The organism is Anaerolineales bacterium (assembly GCA_016928575.1).
Classification (GTDB): Bacteria; Chloroflexota; Anaerolineae; order Anaerolineales; family RBG-16-64-43; genus JAFGKK01.
In genome coordinates this window covers 1-16,595 of record JAFGKK010000099.1, presented here as the reverse complement: position 1 = coordinate 16,595, position 16,595 = coordinate 1, and the positions used below count along the sequence as shown (strand labels likewise).

The following is a 16,595-nucleotide window of genomic DNA, read 5'->3' as shown; positions in this document are numbered from 1 at the left end:
GACATTTCCTGGGAGGGAAGAACCCATCAATTAATCCGGATCACCCGATGGCACCGACCATTTTACAGAAAGAATGTTGCATAATCCCGAAAGGCGGGAGGGAGGAGCGGTTGGTGGCGTTGGATGCGACTTGACGCGGAGATTATGGACCCCCGTGGGCAACGGTTGTGGGTGGGGCAGATCGCCGGCTTAATGGAATTTCCGCCGGTTTAAGAAAAACCACAGAAAAATCCACCCCGGCAGGATAAGCGAGACGACCGAGAGCCCGCAGACCAGCAGATTACCGCCCGAAGCGGCAATCAATAAAAATAAAAAGAACAAGCCGAGCGCCAGAACATACCCCTGAGTTGCGAGGATGATGATCCGGGCCCAATTCCGCATCGTCCACAGCCCCCATGCGGCGATGAGGTTGACCACCGAATTCAGGAAGATGACCACAAGCCGGTATTTGTAAACCCACGGAAAAAAATCCCGCAGTTGCGGGGACATCACCCGGAACAACCCCGAATATTCGCGGGCGAGGTAGTCCGAGTCGTTCGCAATCACAGACGGCATATACAAAGCAGAGCAGATTCCCAACAACCCATTCAACAACAACCACAGAATCAACACGGTCACACAGCCCGGACGTGGATACTCGGCCGGATGTTTTTTCCCGGGAAACGTGTTTGGGAGACTCCCGATTCGCGGAGCCGCCGGGCGAAGCATCGGGGCGGTGTCCGGAGAACCCCGTTCGATGTTGGCCGGGGTTTGCGGCTGCGGCGCGCCTCTTGGAGGGCCAACCGGAGTTGGATTCATCGGGTCGGGCGGATCCCCGGAGGAGGGTCGCTACTCGAAAGTCTTCTTGTGCTCGAACAGCCACGCCAGGCAATAGATGTTCAACCCGATTCCCAACAGGATGGCGATGAAATTGATGTTGCCGATCGGGGTCCCGTCGTAATGCCGCACGATGGAGACGAACAAGGCGAAGTTGGCCGCCAGCAGAAGCAGGAACAGCATGAGGCCGAGGGCGCGGGCCCACTTGCGCAGGTTCAACAGTCCGTAGCACAGGATCAGAACCATGGCGATGGAGCAGATCGCAATGGCGGGATACTCCCACAGCCGGATGATGTTTTTGCCGGTTTCCTGGAGGTAGTAGGAAACGTACGAGCCCGCTTCGCTGGCCGGAAGCCAATTCGCCAGATCGATGATTTGGTTATCGTTGTTGAAGTATTGGAAGGCGACCGCGGCGCAGGCGACAAAGAGAAACACGCACAGCATGATCAGGCAACCCGGAGGCGATTTGCGCTTCAAGCCCGCCGTCGGGGAGGGCAGGGTGATCGATTGCTTTTGTTCCTTTTTCGGGGAGCGCTTCTTTTTATGGCCGGGCGTATCGGGCAGCTCCTTGTGGCAGAAATAGCATTCGGCGGCGTTGACGTCGTTGAAGGAACCGCAGAACGGGCATTTTTCGGTGAGCATCGAGATCTCCTCTACGGATCGAGCGCACGGTCCTTGGGTTGGAGCCGGCTGTGGCGCAGCCGGAGCTGCCACACCCGCCATGCCGCTTCGAGTTTCACGCCCATGGTCATTTTGGATTGGCCGATCCGGCGGTCCTCGAAATGGATCGGAATCTCGCACACCCGGTATCCGAGTTTCTGCGTGAGGAAAGCCATCTCGACCAGGAAAATGTACCCGTTGGAGCGGATTCGATTAAGGTCGATGCCGATCAGCGTATCCCGGCGCCAAAGTTTAAATCCGGCGGTCGGATCGTGGACCTTCAATCCGAGGATCGTCCGGGCGTAAAACACCGCCCAGCGCGAAAGCAGTCTGCGGCCGATGTCCCAGCGCTTGTCCAATCCGCCTCCGGGAACGTAGCGGGATCCGACGACGACATCGCAAGAACCCAGCAGGTCCGCCATGCGGATCAGGGCGTCCGGAGGGTGCGAGAAATCGCAGTCGATCTGGGCAATGGCTTCGGTGCGCTGGGCGATGGCGGCGCGGAATCCGGCCTGATAGGCGGTGCCCAAGCCGAATTTCCCCGGCCGGCGGATGACCGTCATCCGGTTTTCCGGTTTGGCCGCCAGGCTTTCCGCCAGGGCGCCGGTCCCGTCGGGTGAGTTGTCGTCGATGACGATGATGTTCATCACCGGGAAGGGCAGCGCCCGCAAGGCGGCCAGCATGGCCGTCAGGTTGTTGGCTTCGTTGTAGGTCGGGATGACGATCGAAAGGGATTGAATGGTCATAACGTCCTATAGGGAGACTGGTCCAGCGCGTTTTGAAGCGAATCCAGCGACGGGTAGGTGCCGTCGGAAGAGGACAAAAAGCGGAACAGAAACCGGATTTCCGGCGTCGGCTGGGATCCCATCACGGGGTAGAACGCCTGGGCGGCTTCGGTCAACTTCGACGCCACGGTTTTGGCGAAGTCGAACAGCGCGGGCATATCGCTGAGGAGGATGAATTCATCGAAGGCGAGGTGGCCCACCAAGGCGCCGACTTTCAGCTGGGCGGCGGCCGCGTTCTGCAACGCCTGGCCGATTTCCCGAAGCATGTCGTCGGCGACGGGGAATCCGCGCCCGGCGCGGAACGAATCCAATCCATCCAGGCGAACGGTGACGATCGACCATTCCGGCTGAAGCAGGGCCCGCTGCAGGCCGTCCTCCACCGGTTTTCCCTCCGGCAGACTGGTCACCGGATTGGCCGTCCGCTTCCGGCCGGCCCGCTCGATCGTGTTGCGGACCCGCAGGCCGATCTCCTGAAGGTCGAACGGTTTCCCGATGTAGTCGTCGACGCCCGCCTCCAATCCCTTCAGGCGGTCGCTGCGGTCCTGCAGGTCGGTCAACATCAGGATCGGGATGGCGGAGGTGCGCCGCTGTTTGCGCAGCCGGCGCGCGACTTCAAAGCCGTCGATGCCCGGCAGGCGGATGTCGAGCAGGACGATGTCCGGGCGGGATTCCAGCGCCCGCGGCTCCGCTTCCTCGCCGTGGCGCACGCATTCCGTCCGGCATCCCTGCGATTGAAAATACGTTTCCAACAGGCTGGCCGTTCCGGGATCGTCCTCGACGATAAGGAGCAGAGGTTTTTCTGCCATGGGCAATCCTTAGAAATCGCCCGGAACGGAGAACACGCATTCGGCGCCTCCGCAGGCAAGGCACTCGTCTTCCGTGACAGGCAACGCCGGATCCGCGCCGAACCAATCCAGCATCCCGCGGAAAAGCCCCCCGACGCCGTGGCAGATCGGCCGGTCGGCGCGGCGGCCCGCGCACTCCGGACACGCCGAGACTCGGAATCGGCAGAGGCCGGGTCCGGTTTCCAGGCGGCATTCCATGTCGCTGAGCAGGCCCCACAATCGGGCGGCGGCCTGCAAGTCTTGCCCCTTTCCACGGAGGCCGGTCCGCCCGTACCACCGCGTTCCGTCCAAGCCGGCGATCGCCGCAGTCGAACGCAGGGTTCCGACGGCGGCGGCCCGCCCGCATCGCAGCAAGACCGCTCGCGCTCCGCTCTCCCCGTATTCCTTCCCGACCGACGCGGCCAGCGCCGCAAAGCAGGAGAAATCCACCGCCTTCTGCAGGTCGTCCGAGTCCGGAGCGAAGCATTCGTTGCGGAGGCCGGCCTCCCGCCATACCAGCTCGGCGGCGGTGCGGCCGATCGTCTCATCCAGAGCCCGGCGGAATTGGAACAGTATTCGGTTGGGAAGGTATTTTCCGGCGGCGGTAACGGACATCGTTCTGTCTCCGCGTTGTCGGGAGATCCGTGCGGGGGAATGTAGCATAGCGGATGGGGGATGTCAAGCGAAAAGCGAATGAATGACGGTTCGGACGGAGAAAAAAAACATCCGCCGCGGGTAAAATGCTTGCCCGTGCCGGGCGGATATGGTATCATCACCCCGACATTTTAAGCTCCATGGTCTTTAGAAAGAGGCGGTGAATGGTTCAAAAGACCCGAGTGGACCAGATGGTGACCCGCCTGCGGGATATGCAGGCCAGCACTCCGGATGTGGAAGCCTCCGCAGTCGTCAGTGTCGACGGTTTAATCATCGCCTCCTCCCTCCCCCAAAGCGTGGAGGAGGACCGGGTCTCGGCCATGTCGGCCGCCATGCTCAGTTTGGGGGAACGGATTGCGGGAGAATTGGGCCGCGGAACGCTCTCGCAGGTGTATATCCACGGGGATAAGGGCTACGTTCTGCTCACCGCCGTCGGTGCGGAGGCGGTCCTCACCGTTTTGGCGCGGGAAAGCGCCAAATTGGGATTGGTCTTCCTGGAGATCCGCCGTGCGGCGGACGATTTGGCGAAAATGGTCGGATAGGGTTTTGCGCTGTCCGGCATTCCATTCAAAAACCGGATCCGGCGGGGAGGCGGTTGGCATCGGCCTCCCCGCCGCCATTTAAGCTTCCCGGGAGGGACGCGTGACCAGATACGTTTTTTTCACAGGCGGTGTGGTCAGTTCGGTCGGCAAGGGCGTCACGGCGGCGGCCATCGGGTTGCTGCTCCGCGAGCGCGGTTTCCGCGTCGCCGTCCAAAAACTGGATCCGTACATCAATGTCGACCCCGGGACGATGAGTCCCTATCAGCATGGGGAAGTTTTCGTGCTCGACGACGGCTCCGAAACCGACCTCGACCTGGGACATTACGAGCGGTTCATCGATTGCCGCCTGAACCGGGTCTGCAACGTGACCACCGGCCAAGTGTACGCCGAGGTCATCGCCAAGGAGCGCCGCGGGGATTTCCTGGGCGGGACGATCCAGGTGATTCCGCACATCACCAACGAAATCAAGCGCCGGATCGGCTTGGTGGCCAAAAGCCTGGACGCCGAAATCGTTCTGGTGGAGGTGGGGGGAACGGTCGGCGACATTGAATCGCTTCCCTTTCTCGAATCCCTGCGCCAGATGCGCTCCGACGTGGGCCGGGGAAACGCCTTTTTCGTCCACGTCACCTGGCTGCCGCACATCGGCGCGACCGGCGAATTGAAGACCAAGCCCACCCAGCACTCCGTCGCAGAATTGCGCTCGATCGGCATCCAGCCGGATATGATCGTCGCCCGCTCCGATTTGCCCATGGACGCGGGCTTGAAGTCGAAGATCGCGCTGTTTTGCGACGTGGAGCCGCGCGCCGTCGTGCCCTTGATGACCCTGCCGACGATTTACCAGGCGCCGCTCGTGCTGGAGGAGGCGGGGGTGGGGGATCTGATCGTCGATCGATTGGGGCTGGAGACCCGCCGCCGGCCGGAGTGGAAGGAGTGGAAGCATCTGGTCGGCGAGCTCACCCGCGAGCGGCCCAAGGTGAAGATCGCCCTGGTGGGGAAGTATGTGGAACTGCAGGACGCCTACATGAGCGTGCGCGAGTCGCTTCGACTCGCCGGCGTGGCGCTGGGATACGACGTGCAAATTCTCTGGGTCCATTCGACCGAGTTGGAAAAGGGCAAGGGAGCCGACCTGCTGGCGCAGGCGGACGGCATCGTGGTGCCCGGAGGCTTCGGAACCCGCGGAATCGAGGGGAAGATCCAGGCCGCCCGTTTCGCCCGCCAGCAAAAGATCCCCTACTTGGGGTTGTGCCTGGGAATGCAGGTGATGGTGGTGGAATTCGGCCGTTACGCGCTGGACGACGAGAGGGCGCATTCCACGGAATTCGATCAAAACACGCCCTATCCGGTGATCGACCTGCTGCCCGAACAGCGCGACATCACCGATATGGGCGGAACAATGCGGCTGGGCCTATACCCCTGCCGGGTGCAACCGGGAACGAAAGCGGCGGCGGCGTACGGATCCGCTCAGGAGGTCCAGGAACGCCACCGCCACCGGTTTGAATTCAACAACGCCTACCGTGAGCGGTTCGAGGCGAAGGGCATGGTGTTTTCCGGCCTCTCGCCGGACGGGCGGTTGGTGGAAATCGCGGAGCTTGTCGGCCATCCCTTCATGCTCGGCAGTCAGTTCCACCCGGAATTTCTCTCCCGGCCGAACCGGCCGCATCCGCTGTTCCGTGCGTTCTTGGATGCGGCGATCCGACGCGCCAAGCGGTGAGGGGGATCAACTCCGGCGCCGGCCGCCCATCCCGCCCAGCAAGGTGACGTAATACAGGAGTTGCATGACCGCCGTCGCCAGGCCGGCGACGTACGTCATCGCCGCGGCGTTGAGCACTTCGTTCACTCCGCGGATGTCTTCCGCGCCGGGAAGCATCCCGTTTTCGGCGAGGATCGCCCGCGCGCGCCGGCTGGCGTCGAACTCGACCGGCAGCGTGGCCAGGGCGAAGACCGCTCCCAGGGAGAAGAACAGCACGCCCAGCCACGCGATCTGCAGGATCCCCAGCACCAGTCCGCCGAAGATCAGAATCCATCCCAGGTAGGATCCGATGTTCACCGCCGGAACCAGCAAACTGCGCAGCCGCAGGGGCGCGTATCCTTCCGCCTGCTGGATGGCGTGCCCGATCTCGTGCGCCGCGACGGCAATGGCGGCGACGGACGGCGTTTGCGCCACCCCCTGGGAGAGGTACAGCGTGTTGTTGGAGGGGTCGTACCGGTCGGTCAACTGTCCCCCGATGCCCGCCACCCGCACTCCGGCCAAACCCTCGGCCGTGGAAAGCCCGGTGCCCCCAATCCCGCCGGACGACAGCAGGCGGCGCGCGGCGTCCAATCCCGTCAGGTTGAGCGTATTGCGTACTTTTCCCCACTTAGAATATGCATGGCTGACCCTCCATTGGGCGAACATCATCAGGAGGATCGCCGGCAGCATGAAACACAGGTAGGTCGGATCGTAGAAAAACATGGATCAACTCCTTTCGGATTTCAGAACCTCCAGCGCGCGGGCGAGCTGGGGATCCTCCCCGGCCTGGAATTGCTCTTCGGTGATGCCGACCTCGACGTCGGGAGTCAATCCCGCTTTGGAGATCTGCCTCCCGCTCGGCGTATACCAGAGCGCCACGGTGATGCTGACGGCGCCCATGTCGTTCATCAGGGGGATCCACTCCTGCACCGATCCTTTGCCGTAGGTGGTCGTCCCCACCAGCAGGGCGCGGCGATGGTCCTGAATCGCTCCGGCGACGATCTCCGCGGCGGAAGCCGTGCCGCCGTCGACCAGCACCACCAGTGGGATCTCCACGGCCAGCCCGCCGGGGGCGCTGTAAAAAAATTCTTCGGAGCCGCCGCCGGTTTTCTCGGTGAAGAGCAGGGTGTCGGCCGCCAGGAATTGCGAGCCCACCGCGACGGCGGTATCCACGTATCCGCCGATGTTCTGCCGCAGATCTAAGACCAATCCCTGCGGCTCCTGCGCGAGGAGGTCGGCCAAGGCCTTCTTCATCTGGGCGTCGGCGCCGTCGGAAAACAGGCTGAGGTAGACATAGGCGATTCCGTCGTCCAGCATCTTGCTGTACACCACGGGGGGATCGATTTCGGCTCGGACCAGGTCGAACTCCAGAAGCTCGGATTCGCCCTCCCGCGAAACGCCCAACCGCACGTGGGTTCCGGCCTCCCCGACCAGTTGCGCCTTGGCGTATTCCGCGCCTTTGCCGGTCAGGTCCTCGCCGTCGATTTTTACAATTTGGTCGCCCGGTTCCAACCCCGCCTCTTCCGCCGGGGACCCCGGGAAAATCTCGACGATCTCAAGGAAGGGGCCGGTCGAGTCGACGCTCACCCCGATCCCGACATAGCCTCCCAACACCTCGGTCGCCATGGCGTAGGTTTCGGCTGGCATGTAGGCGGAATGCGGATCGCCCAGGGATTCCATCATCCCGCGGATCGCGCCCTGGATCAGTTGGGCGTCGTCCACCGGCTGGTTTACGTACCGGGTGTGGATCAGATCCCAGGCTTGGAAGAAGGGGCCGAACACGCCGCTCGAATCGGTTCCGGTCGACCGGCCGATGAGGAAGCCGACTCCGACCGAGGTGGAGCCGATGCACAGCGCCAACCAGACTGCTGCGGCGGCGATCAGCAGGGCCCGGAAGGGATTCCGGGGCTGGGTTTCCGGTTCGAAAGTCAAGGGCTGCATGGAATCGGCTCCTATTGCGTGCGGATGCGGCGGACCGCTGGGATATTATTACCACAAGAAGGATAAGGAAACCATTAGAACGCCCGGAGAATCGGGCCGGTTCGCTTCACCGGAACAATTCCGCAACTCGATGGATCGAGTCGAAATGATGGTCCGCCGATCCGTCCCGGTCCGGGGAGTGCACCAGAACGGTTTTCCAACCCATTCCGCGCGCCGTCCGCAGGTTGCGCGGTTGGTCGTCGATCAGCATGCAGTCCGCCGCCTGGGGCGAACCGGTCTTTTCCGCGGCGATCCGGTAGGCCGCGTCCATCGGCTTGCAGGCGAAACCCGTCGCGAAAATGTCGATAATTCCGTCAAAGGCCTCCGCCACGTCGAGCGCGGAAAGCACCCGCTGGATGTAGGGCCGGTCGGCGTTGGAGAAGATGACCTTCTTCGCCGGAACCGCGGCCAGCATGGCCTTCAACGACGGATCGGGCGACAAATACCGGTCAAGCGGGAAATCATGCACGAAGCGGTAATACTCCTCCGGATCCACCCGGTGCTCGGCCTGCAGGCCCTTGCAGGTTGTTCCGTATTCCAAAAAATAGCGTTGGCGCAGGCGTTCCGCCTCGCTTTCGAGAATTCCGACCCGTTCCACGAGGTAGCGGTTGATCCGCAACCCGATTTGGTTCCACACGCCCCGTTCCGGCGGGTAGAGGGTGTCGTCGACATCGAAGAAGACGCAGCAAGAATCAGATGGCATTCTCAGGAATGTATCCGTTGATCCGGCAGGGTCTCGGCCGGGATCCCGAAGCAAACGATGCAGTTGCACTCGCGGGTGATCCGGACCCCGGCCGCGATCGTCCCCGGCAAGCGGAACATCGGGGGCAGGCGCCAGAATGACAACAGTCTACCAGATCGAGAAAAGCCTCAGAACACGGTCAAACCGTAGTGTTCCTAATCGGTATCCAAGAGCAAAATGAGCGGTTCCTGTCGGGGATGTTCTGGATCCCGGCTGGAATTGTGCCGGGAGGACAACAGCCTGCCAGATCGGGATCCCTAATCGCGCGGACCTCCGATCTCCTTCGCGTACGCCCAGAGGGCGGGAGTGCCGCCGGTGTGCCAGAAGAGTATCGATTCGGATTCGCCGATCTCGCCGCGGCGGATCATCTCGAGCATCCCTCCCGCCGCGCGGCCGGTGTAGACGGGGTCCAGCAGGATGGCCTCCCGCCGGGCGAACAAGCGGATCGCGTCGCACTCCAAGGCGCCGGCCTTTCCGTATCCGCCGCCCAGAAACCGGTCATCGACGAGAATCGATTCCTCCGGGACGGCATCCCCGATTCGGACGGTGTTCACCGTCTCGGCCGCGAGGGCGTGAACCTTGCGGCGCAACGGGGCGGCCTGCAAATCCACGCTGACGCCCAGGATGCGGCTTTTCAGACCGAACCACCGCGCCCCGAGCGTCAAGCCGGCCTGGGTGCCGCCGGAGGAGGAGGCGAAGATGATCCAATCCGGACGGATGTCCTGATCCAGCAGTTCCCGGACGGCGGCCGCATAGGCGATCGCGCCGAGCGGATTGGAGCCGCCGTAGGGTATCCGGTACGGTTTTCTCCCGGCCGATTGTTCGCGCGAGTAGGCCTCGTGCAGGGCGGAATCGCGCTCCGTATCGCCCGCCCAGCGCAATTCCGCCCCGACCAGCGCATCCAACAACAGGTTTCCGGTGTCGGCGGGTTGGGGGGATCCGGCAAGCACGAGGACGCAACGCAGTCCGAGGGCTGCCGCGGCGGCGGCCGTCTGCCGGCAGTGATTGGATTGCGGCGCGCCGGTGGTGATCAATGTGTCGGCCCCGGCCCGCAGGGCGTCGGCGCATAGGAATTCCAGCTTCCGGGTTTTATTTCCGCCCAGCGCCAATCCGGTTAGGTCGTCGCGTTTGATCCACAGCTTTCGTCCGAGGTCCCGGGAGAGGTTCGCCAGCGGCTGGACCGGAGTCGGCAGGGCGGCCAAGGAAATCCGCGGAACAACATCCAAGTTCATGGCGTTCCTTTCATGGAGTCTGCCTGCCGGCGGATTCGACGGCGCGCCAAGGCGCGGGTCACGTCCAACACCCGAGGAAGGATTTGGTGGTAAGCGGCATACCGCAGGGGCGAGGGCGCGAAATCCCAAGCGCCGATGTGCCGCGTCACGGCGCCGCCGAATCCCAGCTTGAATTGGAAGACGCCCCACAGCGGATCGGAATCGCAGAAGACGTCCGGAGCCCCCCAGAGATCGTAGTGCGTGCAGCCTTGGCCCTTGAGCCAGCGCGCGGCTTCCCACTGCAACAGGTGGTTCGGCATCTTTTCGCGGTGGAGCGCGCGCGACATGCCGAAGAGGTACCATCCGCGCGAGGCGAACTGGAACAGGATCAGGGCCGCCACCGCCAGATCGTTGATTTCGGCGATCAGGGGCTGGGCCAGGCCGGCCCGCAGCATGGCGCCCCAGACGTCCAGGTAATATTCCTGCGAGCGGATGACGAACGAATCGCGGTCGGCCGTCTCGGCGTACATGCGGTACAGAAGCGGCAGATCGCTTTCGGTTCCCGCGCGCACGGTCACCCCGTGCCTCTGCGCCAAACGGATGTTGTACCGGGTTTTCGGCTTCATCGCCGCCAGCAGGTCGGCTTCCCCCTGACGGAGGTCGAGGACGACGGTGTTGCGGAACTGGATCTGTTCGGCGGAGAACCGCCAACCGCGGCCGGTCAGCCGGCGGGCGGCTTCGGCCCCGATGGCGTCCGGAGAATCCGCATAGGGGCCGGGCAAGCCCTCGCCGAGCGGGAGGTCCGGGTCGATCTTCACCTGGACGGCGCGTTCCTTTTTCCCGAGGTCTTCCAGGTCGGTCAGCACCGCTTCACGGGTTTCCGAATCGCGCCAATCCAGGAGCGGCCCTTTGGGAACATAGAACAAACAGGCCGAGAGCGGACCGAAGCGGACCGAGCGGCGCAGGATTTGAGCCGCGGCGAGGGCGGCGCCGCCGCGCCGCCATATCCGGCGTTCGACGGTCCAACCGTAACGCGCTTTGCATTCGCCCCATTCCCAGGTCTGCAGGACATGGGCATCCGGCAGGCGCTCTATGGCCGACTTCCATTCGGCCGGACCGGCCGCGCTTGAGGAAATCATGCCAGGACTCCCGGCCGGCGGGCGAGCCAGAGGCGGTAGAGGCGGTAGAGCGGCGGATGATACACCCGGTCCCAGGCGCCGGTCGCCCGCCAAATCCGGCCTCCGTATCCGCGTTTGAACCGGTACACGCCCCACAGTCCGTCCTGCCGCGAAGCGAATTGCGATTCCAAAGCCGCTTGGTCGACATCCGGAATTCCCCACAGGTCGTATTCCTCGCATTCCCGGCTCCGGGCCCAGCGCATGGCTTCCCATTGCAGCAGGTAAGGGGCCATGACTTCGCGGCGGATGTCGGAGGAGGCTCCGTAAAGGTACCAGGCCCGCCGCCCCTGGGTGAAGGCCATCAATCCCGCCAGTGTCTGTTCCTGCAAGCGGGCAAGCAGCAGCAGCGCGTTGCGGTTACGCGCAAACTCCGCATAGGCTTTGCGGTAATACTCCCCGGAGTGGATGGCGAAGGAATCCCGGGCGCCGGTGGCCTGCATCAGCCGGATGAACTCGTCGAGGTCCTCCGATGGCAAGGCGCTCACGCCGTGCCGCGCGGCGAGGCGGATGTTGTAGCGCGTCTTCGGTTTCATCCGGGCCAGAAGGTCGTCCTCCGATCCCCGCAGATCGACGCGGATCGTGCGCGGCGGTTGGATGGTGTGCGGACTCGGACGGAATCCGATCCGGCGCAGTTCCCCCTGCGCGGCTTCCCCGTCCGCCAAGTCCGGCTCCGCCTTCAGAAAAACCGCCCGGTGGGTACGGCACAGCGAGTCGATTTGCGGAAGAAGGCCGGACAGCGCGGCGGGATCGGCCGGGACCGGCCCGCGGGGAAGGTAGGCGATCGAGAATCCCAAAGCCAGGGCGCGGAAAAGAATCAACGCCCCGCTTTCTTCAGCCAGAACGGGTTCCGCTTGCCAGCCGAAGGACGATTTCAGCCGACCCCAGGCGGCCGTTTGCAGAAGGTGGGCGTCGGGATGGCGCGTTTGGACGAAGGTTTCCCAATCCGAGAGAGAAGCCACGGGAAGGATTATATCAACGCCCGCCGGCGGAGGATTTCCTTTTCGCGGGCCAAGATCTCAGCGGACCTGCACGAAGTTCACCAGTATCAGATTCCGCGCGCAGTCTTGAAAGGTGTCGAAGTAAACGCGGGGGGAAATTTCCTTGCGCGAGGCGTCCAAGACCTGGATCCAAAGCGTTTGGCTGCTGCCCGCCGGCTGGGTGCCTAGGACGAATTCATATCCCGCCGATCCGTATTGTTCGGCGCTGCCGGAAAGCGCATCGCGCGAGACCGCGGCGCCGTTCCAGAATCCCTCCAGATGCAGATAGAGGTTCTTGATCGGCGCTCCCGACAGGTCGAACACCTGTCCTGCTACTCCGCTCCAATCGCATCCGAAGAATCCCTGAACGGCAAGCACTCCGGTTTGCTGAATCTCGAACGGATATTGCGGGGGTTTTTGGTTGATGACGGCGGGGAGGTAGACGGCGTTCGTTCCTGCGGCGTGCGGGGCCGATTTGGGATCGGGCGTGGCCTGGGCGGAATCGCCGGGCGGGGGATACGCGGCCATCGGGTCCGCCGTCGGGGCGGTATCGACGGTGGCGAAGGCCATTCCGCCGGCCGCCGTGGGCGTGGATCCGCCGCCGCATGCCGCGAGAAAAACCGGCCCGCACAGGACGGCCGCGAAAACGGCGGCGCGCCATGCGCCGCGGCTGTCCGTGGGATTTTCGTGGCTCCGCGCTGGGCTGAACATGCGCCTCTCTCCGCTAGGGATTGATCCGGATGAAGTTCACGGTAATCAGGTTTTTGTCGCATCCGGCGTAGGTGTTGAACACGATTTTATCCGAAATCGGGGTCCGGTTGCCGTCCATGAGCATGATCCACATCGAGTTCAGCGAAAGGATCGGTTTTCCGGCCAGTTGAAATTCGAACTCTCCGGCCCGGTCCTCTCCGAGCGATCCGGTAACCTGTTCCTCGTCGATCGTTTCCCCGCCGAGGACCCCGTGGATTTGGACGATCAGGTTGTTGAACGGCTCGCGGTTCAAGTCGTACACCATCCCGGCCACGCCCAACCAATTGCAGCCCTTGGGGCTTGCGGAATAGCTTGGATTGACGCCTTCGACGACGAACGGGAAAAACTGCCCCGGAGTTTGATCCGGATTAAGGTTATAGACCGAGGTGTCGGAGGCTGTGAGTTGGGCGCGGGTCGCCGTGTGGGTCAGCGTGGCGATGGGCGTCCACGTCGGAGGGAATTGAATCAATTCCGTAGGGGTGGGGGTCTGGGGCGGGACCGCGGTCGCGGGGTCGGCCGGCCGCAGGGGATTGAGCGCCGAATCGGGGGCGGCGAAGATCAGGACGGAGAACGCGGGACACAAGCAGGACAGCACCAGGAAGAAGATCGAAAGGATGTTGAAAAGGATCGGCCTGCAAGCCGGCCCCTGGGCGGAGTTTCCCGCCGGCACTTCTTCGTTCATGGTGTTTCCTCCTGATTGCGCCGCCGCCGCGGCCGTTCCCGGCGGCCTGCGGCCGTGTACCGGTCCGCGGCCCGATCGTCGTCGGCGGATCCTCTTCCCAGCATCCCAATTATATGTATATTTCGATCGAAGCGTTCTGCATTTGTTGTGCCAGCCACTGCTGAACGGCCTGCCGGCGGAGGGTTTCCAGCGCGGCCGGAGTGAGCGGACGGCTGCTTTCGTGTTCCAGGGTTTGGATGACGTGGTACCCCAGGCGGCTTTGCACTACCGGGCTGATCTCCAGCGGCTGGAGGGAGAAGGCGGCTTCTTCCACTTCGGAGATGTTCAGGATCCCGCGCGGGAACCAGCCGAGGTCCCCGCCGCTGGCGCTGGTGCTGAAATCTTGGGAATAGGTTCTCGCCAATTCAGCGAAGTCGGATCCGGTCAGGAGCATATCCCGCAAAGTGTTGGCCAAGCCGAGATTCCCGACCAGGATATGCCGGGCATGCACCTGTTCGGCGGCGGGGGGCACCTGATCGGCGATGCTGTCGGTGGCGGCCCGTACGAGGAGTTGGCGGCGCACGGCTGCGCGGAATTCCTCCAGGGTGTAGAAATTCTCCGTCAGCCAAGCCTGGAGGCCTTCGTCGCCGCTTCTAGCCTGGCGGACGGATTCCACGACGGCGTCCACCTGGTCGTCGAGGATCGTCCGTCCCAGGGCGGCGGCGGCCTGGGCGGCGACCCGTTCTTCGATCATAGCCTGCAGGACGATGCGGCGGTAATCCCCCAACGCGCCGGGATCGTTCCCCAACCGCTCCTGCGCCGCCTCGAACCGGGCGACTTCGTCCTCGAATTCCTCCAAGGGAATTCCTTCACCGTTCACCCTGGCGGCGAGCGGCACGGGGGTGGGAGTGGCCATGGCCGTCGCGGTGGGGGTTCCGGTCGGGACCGGGTGGAAGACCGACTGCAGATCGCAGGCGGTCAAAAGGGCAATTCCGATCAGGAAGGGCAGGAACGTTTTTTGCATGCTCACCGGTTGGGAGGCTTTGGGTCGGATAAAAAGCCTATTAATCCTTGGCAATTATACTTTACCCGGGCCGGCGGGTTGGATTAGAATGAAAGGACCAACCGGATATGGCTGAAGATACGATGTTTTCCGAGGCGGTGGCAGCGGCACGCGCCGGAGAGGTTGTCCGTGCGCGCGACCTGCTTGCCCGCCTGCTGAGGGCGGATTCCGCCAATCCGGATTATTGGTTGTGGATGAGCGCGGTTGTAGACAGCGAACGGGAGAGCGTGTATTGCCTGCGCTCGGTGATGAAAATGCGGCCCAACCATCCGCTGGCCCGTTTGGGCCTGGGGGTCATGGGTCAGGTATCGCTGGCGGCGGAACGGGAAGGCCCGGCAAAACAGCACCGCACAACGCCGATGCCGCATTCCTCGGCCGGCAGGGTCAACTCCATGGGGGAATGGTGGAAGGTCCGCCGCAACCGCGAGAACATGGCGATCTCGGTGCTGGGTGTCGCCGCGGTCTCGATCGTGGTCGCCATCGCCTTGTTGAACGTCAGGATCTCGGCTTTGAAGTTCCCCTTCTTCGGAGGCGGGCAGCCGACCTCGGCCCTTGCGGCAACCGATACGGCGGGCGGACCCTACCCCGAAACCACCTACCAACCGGTCCCAACCCTCAAGAGCACCGTTAATCCGTCCAATTTGGTTCCCTTCGAAACCTTCGTCGGGGTCCAGCAGACTCCGACGCCGATCTACGGGATCACCCCGATGGCGCTCACCGGAGCGCTCGACGACGCGATCGAGGCGATGCGCGAGGGGCGCTACGACGAGGCGCTCTCTTATCTCGACCAAGTGCTGTTTGTCGATCCAAAATCGGCCCAAGCCCACTATTTAAAAGGCGAATGCTACCGGATGCAGTGGAAGATGAAGGAGGCCTCCGAGGAATACGAGCTGGCCATCGCCCTGGATCCGAACTACGCGCCCGCCTACTTCGGCCGGGCGATGTGGAGCAAACAGAACAATCCCGACAACGACTACGACAAGGACCTGACCCGGGCGCTGGAGCGGGATCCGATGTACATCGACGCCTACGTCGAACGCGCCTTTTTTTACGGTCGGCGCAGCCTTTGGGCGGACGCGCTCGTGGATCTGGAGCGGGCGAACCAGATCGCGCCGGAGAACGCCCTGGTTCTGATCCGCCTTGGGCGCGCGCAGATCCGCAACAGCCAGGCGGATAAGGCGCTCGACAACGTCATCCGCGCCCAGATCATCGACCCGACCATCCTCGAAGGATACCTCGCGCTGGGCGAAGCCTACGACGCGCTGGAGTTGTATTCCCAGGCCGTCACGCCGCTGGTGGTCTACACCACGTACGACCCGGAGGAAATCCTCGGCTGGCTCCGGCTGGGAGAAGCCTACACCGGCACGGGATCGTATCCCGAGGCGGTCGAAGCCTGCGCGCGCGCAGTGGATATCGACGTCAATTCCGTCCAGGCGCGCTTGTGCCGCGGCAAGGTGTACCGGCTGATCGGGGAGTACAAGAAGGCGGTGGCGGATCTGCAGATTGCTTCGGACCGCGCGCCGAACGTGTACACAACCCAATTCCAATACGGATGCGCATTGCTCGAATCCGGCCGGCCGGATTTGGCGATCAAGACCCTCACCCACGCGCTCGAACTGGCCGTCACGGTGGAGGAAAAGGCGGATGCGATGGGCTGGCTGGCGCTGTCGTATGAAGCCTACAACAACTTCGACCGCGCCAAGCAAATCTGGCAGGAGCTGATGGACATGGAGGGGGTTCCGGAGTATTGGAAGACGACCGCCTACGTGCATTATTTCGGCTTGAACACGCCCACGCCCAGCAGCGAAGCCGGCGGCACTCCGGAAGCCACCCCGGATTCCACGCCGACCCCGGCGGCTTGATTGCGGCGTTCAGGCTTTGTCCGGAGAATTCATGGTACAATCCGCGGGCTCGGCGAGGGAAGCCCACATCGCCCGGAGGGATGGCCGAGTGGTTTAAGGCGGCTGTCTTGAGAACAGCTGTGGGGGCAACCTCACCGGGGGTTCGAATCCCTCTCCCTCCG

The 16,595-nt window shown here is 63.3% G+C and carries 17 protein-coding genes and 1 tRNA gene; 4 read left to right on the top strand and 14 right to left on the bottom strand.

The window, feature by feature from the left end:
- Positions 1 to 189: 189 nt before the first annotated feature.
- From JW929_12575 to JW929_12555, 5 genes are all read right to left on the bottom strand, one after another.
- Positions 190 to 612, bottom strand: coding sequence for a hypothetical protein (locus JW929_12575; GenBank protein ID MBN1440234.1), 423 nt, complete (start codon positions 610 to 612; stop codon positions 190 to 192).
- Between the two features lie 216 nt (positions 613 to 828).
- Positions 829 to 1,458, bottom strand: coding sequence for a hypothetical protein (locus JW929_12570; GenBank protein ID MBN1440233.1), 630 nt, complete (start codon positions 1,456 to 1,458; stop codon positions 829 to 831).
- Between the two features lie 11 nt (positions 1,459 to 1,469).
- Positions 1,470 to 2,222 (bottom strand): polyprenol monophosphomannose synthase, encoded by a 753-nt coding sequence (locus tag JW929_12565; GenBank protein ID MBN1440232.1) that lies wholly within the window; start codon positions 2,220 to 2,222, stop codon positions 1,470 to 1,472.
- Complete coding sequence (locus JW929_12560) at positions 2,219 to 3,067, bottom strand: response regulator (protein MBN1440231.1); 849 nt, start codon at positions 3,065 to 3,067, stop codon at positions 2,219 to 2,221. The genes JW929_12565 and JW929_12560 overlap by 4 nt, the downstream gene beginning before the upstream one ends.
- Positions 3,068 to 3,076: 9 nt before the next feature.
- Positions 3,077 to 3,700: a 4-vinyl reductase gene (locus tag JW929_12555; protein ID MBN1440230.1), complete on the bottom strand. Its 624-nt coding sequence runs from the start codon at positions 3,698 to 3,700 to the stop codon at positions 3,077 to 3,079.
- A gap of 230 nt (positions 3,701 to 3,930) precedes the next feature.
- Between JW929_12555 and JW929_12550 the strand changes: the two genes are divergently transcribed.
- Together JW929_12550 and JW929_12545 are read left to right on the top strand one after the other, a co-directional pair.
- A complete protein-coding gene (locus tag JW929_12550) occupies positions 3,931 to 4,281 on the top strand; it encodes a roadblock/LC7 domain-containing protein (protein MBN1440229.1) in 351 nt (116 codons plus the stop codon).
- 100 nt (positions 4,282 to 4,381) lie between these two features.
- Entirely contained in the window at positions 4,382 to 5,992 is a 1,611-nt protein-coding gene (locus JW929_12545) for a CTP synthase (protein ID MBN1440228.1), read from the top strand.
- 6 nt (positions 5,993 to 5,998) lie between these two features.
- On the opposite strand, the gene JW929_12540 is transcribed toward JW929_12545, so the two are convergent.
- The 9 genes from JW929_12540 to JW929_12500 all read right to left on the bottom strand — a co-directional run bounded on the left by JW929_12540 (position 5,999) and on the right by JW929_12500 (position 14,533).
- Positions 5,999 to 6,733 carry a zinc metallopeptidase gene (locus tag JW929_12540; protein ID MBN1440227.1) on the bottom strand — a complete coding sequence of 245 codons (735 nt, stop codon included), beginning with the start codon at positions 6,731 to 6,733 and terminating at the stop codon, positions 5,999 to 6,001.
- A gap of 3 nt (positions 6,734 to 6,736) precedes the next feature.
- Positions 6,737 to 7,951: a S41 family peptidase gene (locus JW929_12535; protein ID MBN1440226.1), complete on the bottom strand. Its 1,215-nt coding sequence runs from the start codon at positions 7,949 to 7,951 to the stop codon at positions 6,737 to 6,739.
- Positions 7,952 to 8,057: 106 nt separating this feature from the next.
- Entirely contained in the window at positions 8,058 to 8,693 is a 636-nt protein-coding gene (locus JW929_12530; GenBank protein ID MBN1440225.1) for a pyrimidine 5'-nucleotidase, read from the bottom strand.
- A 296-nt stretch (positions 8,694 to 8,989) separates the two neighbouring features.
- The gene (locus JW929_12525) at positions 8,990 to 9,964 is read right to left on the bottom strand and encodes a D-cysteine desulfhydrase family protein (protein MBN1440224.1); all 975 of its coding nucleotides are present in this window, start codon (positions 9,962 to 9,964) and stop codon (positions 8,990 to 8,992) included.
- Entirely contained in the window at positions 9,961 to 11,082 is a 1,122-nt protein-coding gene (locus tag JW929_12520; GenBank protein MBN1440223.1) for a peptidoglycan bridge formation glycyltransferase FemA/FemB family protein, read from the bottom strand. Before JW929_12520 ends, JW929_12525 begins: the two co-directional genes overlap by 4 nt.
- A complete protein-coding gene (locus tag JW929_12515; protein MBN1440222.1) occupies positions 11,079 to 12,080 on the bottom strand; it encodes a peptidoglycan bridge formation glycyltransferase FemA/FemB family protein in 1,002 nt (333 codons plus the stop codon). The genes JW929_12520 and JW929_12515 overlap by 4 nt, the downstream gene beginning before the upstream one ends.
- A gap of 57 nt (positions 12,081 to 12,137) precedes the next feature.
- Entirely contained in the window at positions 12,138 to 12,809 is a 672-nt protein-coding gene (locus JW929_12510; GenBank protein MBN1440221.1) for a hypothetical protein, read from the bottom strand.
- 13 nt (positions 12,810 to 12,822) lie between these two features.
- Positions 12,823 to 13,530: a hypothetical protein gene (locus tag JW929_12505; GenBank protein ID MBN1440220.1), complete on the bottom strand. Its 708-nt coding sequence runs from the start codon at positions 13,528 to 13,530 to the stop codon at positions 12,823 to 12,825.
- A gap of 109 nt (positions 13,531 to 13,639) precedes the next feature.
- The gene (locus tag JW929_12500; GenBank protein MBN1440219.1) at positions 13,640 to 14,533 is read right to left on the bottom strand and encodes a peptidylprolyl isomerase; all 894 of its coding nucleotides are present in this window, start codon (positions 14,531 to 14,533) and stop codon (positions 13,640 to 13,642) included.
- Positions 14,534 to 14,640: 107 nt separating this feature from the next.
- Between JW929_12500 and JW929_12495 the strand changes: the two genes are divergently transcribed.
- Both JW929_12495 and JW929_12490 read left to right on the top strand, forming a co-directional pair.
- Positions 14,641 to 16,434 carry a tetratricopeptide repeat protein gene (locus tag JW929_12495; GenBank protein MBN1440218.1) on the top strand — a complete coding sequence of 598 codons (1,794 nt, stop codon included), beginning with the start codon at positions 14,641 to 14,643 and terminating at the stop codon, positions 16,432 to 16,434.
- A gap of 74 nt (positions 16,435 to 16,508) precedes the next feature.
- Positions 16,509 to 16,595: transfer RNA gene (locus JW929_12490), tRNA-Ser, on the top strand.

Coding starts and splice junctions, on each gene's coding strand:
- JW929_12555 (MBN1440230.1), bottom strand. CDS start 3,700: ATGTCCGTTACCGCCGCCGGAAAATACCTTCCCAACCGAATACTGTTC.
- JW929_12495 (MBN1440218.1), top strand. CDS start 14,641: ATGGCTGAAGATACGATGTTTTCCGAGGCGGTGGCAGCGGCACGCGCC.
- JW929_12570 (MBN1440233.1), bottom strand. CDS start 1,458: ATGCTCACCGAAAAATGCCCGTTCTGCGGTTCCTTCAACGACGTCAAC.
- JW929_12560 (MBN1440231.1), bottom strand. CDS start 3,067: ATGGCAGAAAAACCTCTGCTCCTTATCGTCGAGGACGATCCCGGAACG.
- JW929_12505 (MBN1440220.1), bottom strand. CDS start 13,530: ATGAACGAAGAAGTGCCGGCGGGAAACTCCGCCCAGGGGCCGGCTTGC.
- JW929_12530 (MBN1440225.1), bottom strand. CDS start 8,693: ATGCCATCTGATTCTTGCTGCGTCTTCTTCGATGTCGACGACACCCTC.
- JW929_12500 (MBN1440219.1), bottom strand. CDS start 14,533: ATGCAAAAAACGTTCCTGCCCTTCCTGATCGGAATTGCCCTTTTGACC.
- JW929_12510 (MBN1440221.1), bottom strand. CDS start 12,809: ATGTTCAGCCCAGCGCGGAGCCACGAAAATCCCACGGACAGCCGCGGC.
- JW929_12535 (MBN1440226.1), bottom strand. CDS start 7,951: ATGCAGCCCTTGACTTTCGAACCGGAAACCCAGCCCCGGAATCCCTTC.
- JW929_12565 (MBN1440232.1), bottom strand. CDS start 2,222: ATGACCATTCAATCCCTTTCGATCGTCATCCCGACCTACAACGAAGCC.
- JW929_12520 (MBN1440223.1), bottom strand. CDS start 11,082: ATGATTTCCTCAAGCGCGGCCGGTCCGGCCGAATGGAAGTCGGCCATA.
- JW929_12525 (MBN1440224.1), bottom strand. CDS start 9,964: ATGAACTTGGATGTTGTTCCGCGGATTTCCTTGGCCGCCCTGCCGACT.
- JW929_12550 (MBN1440229.1), top strand. CDS start 3,931: ATGGTGACCCGCCTGCGGGATATGCAGGCCAGCACTCCGGATGTGGAA.
- JW929_12540 (MBN1440227.1), bottom strand. CDS start 6,733: ATGTTTTTCTACGATCCGACCTACCTGTGTTTCATGCTGCCGGCGATC.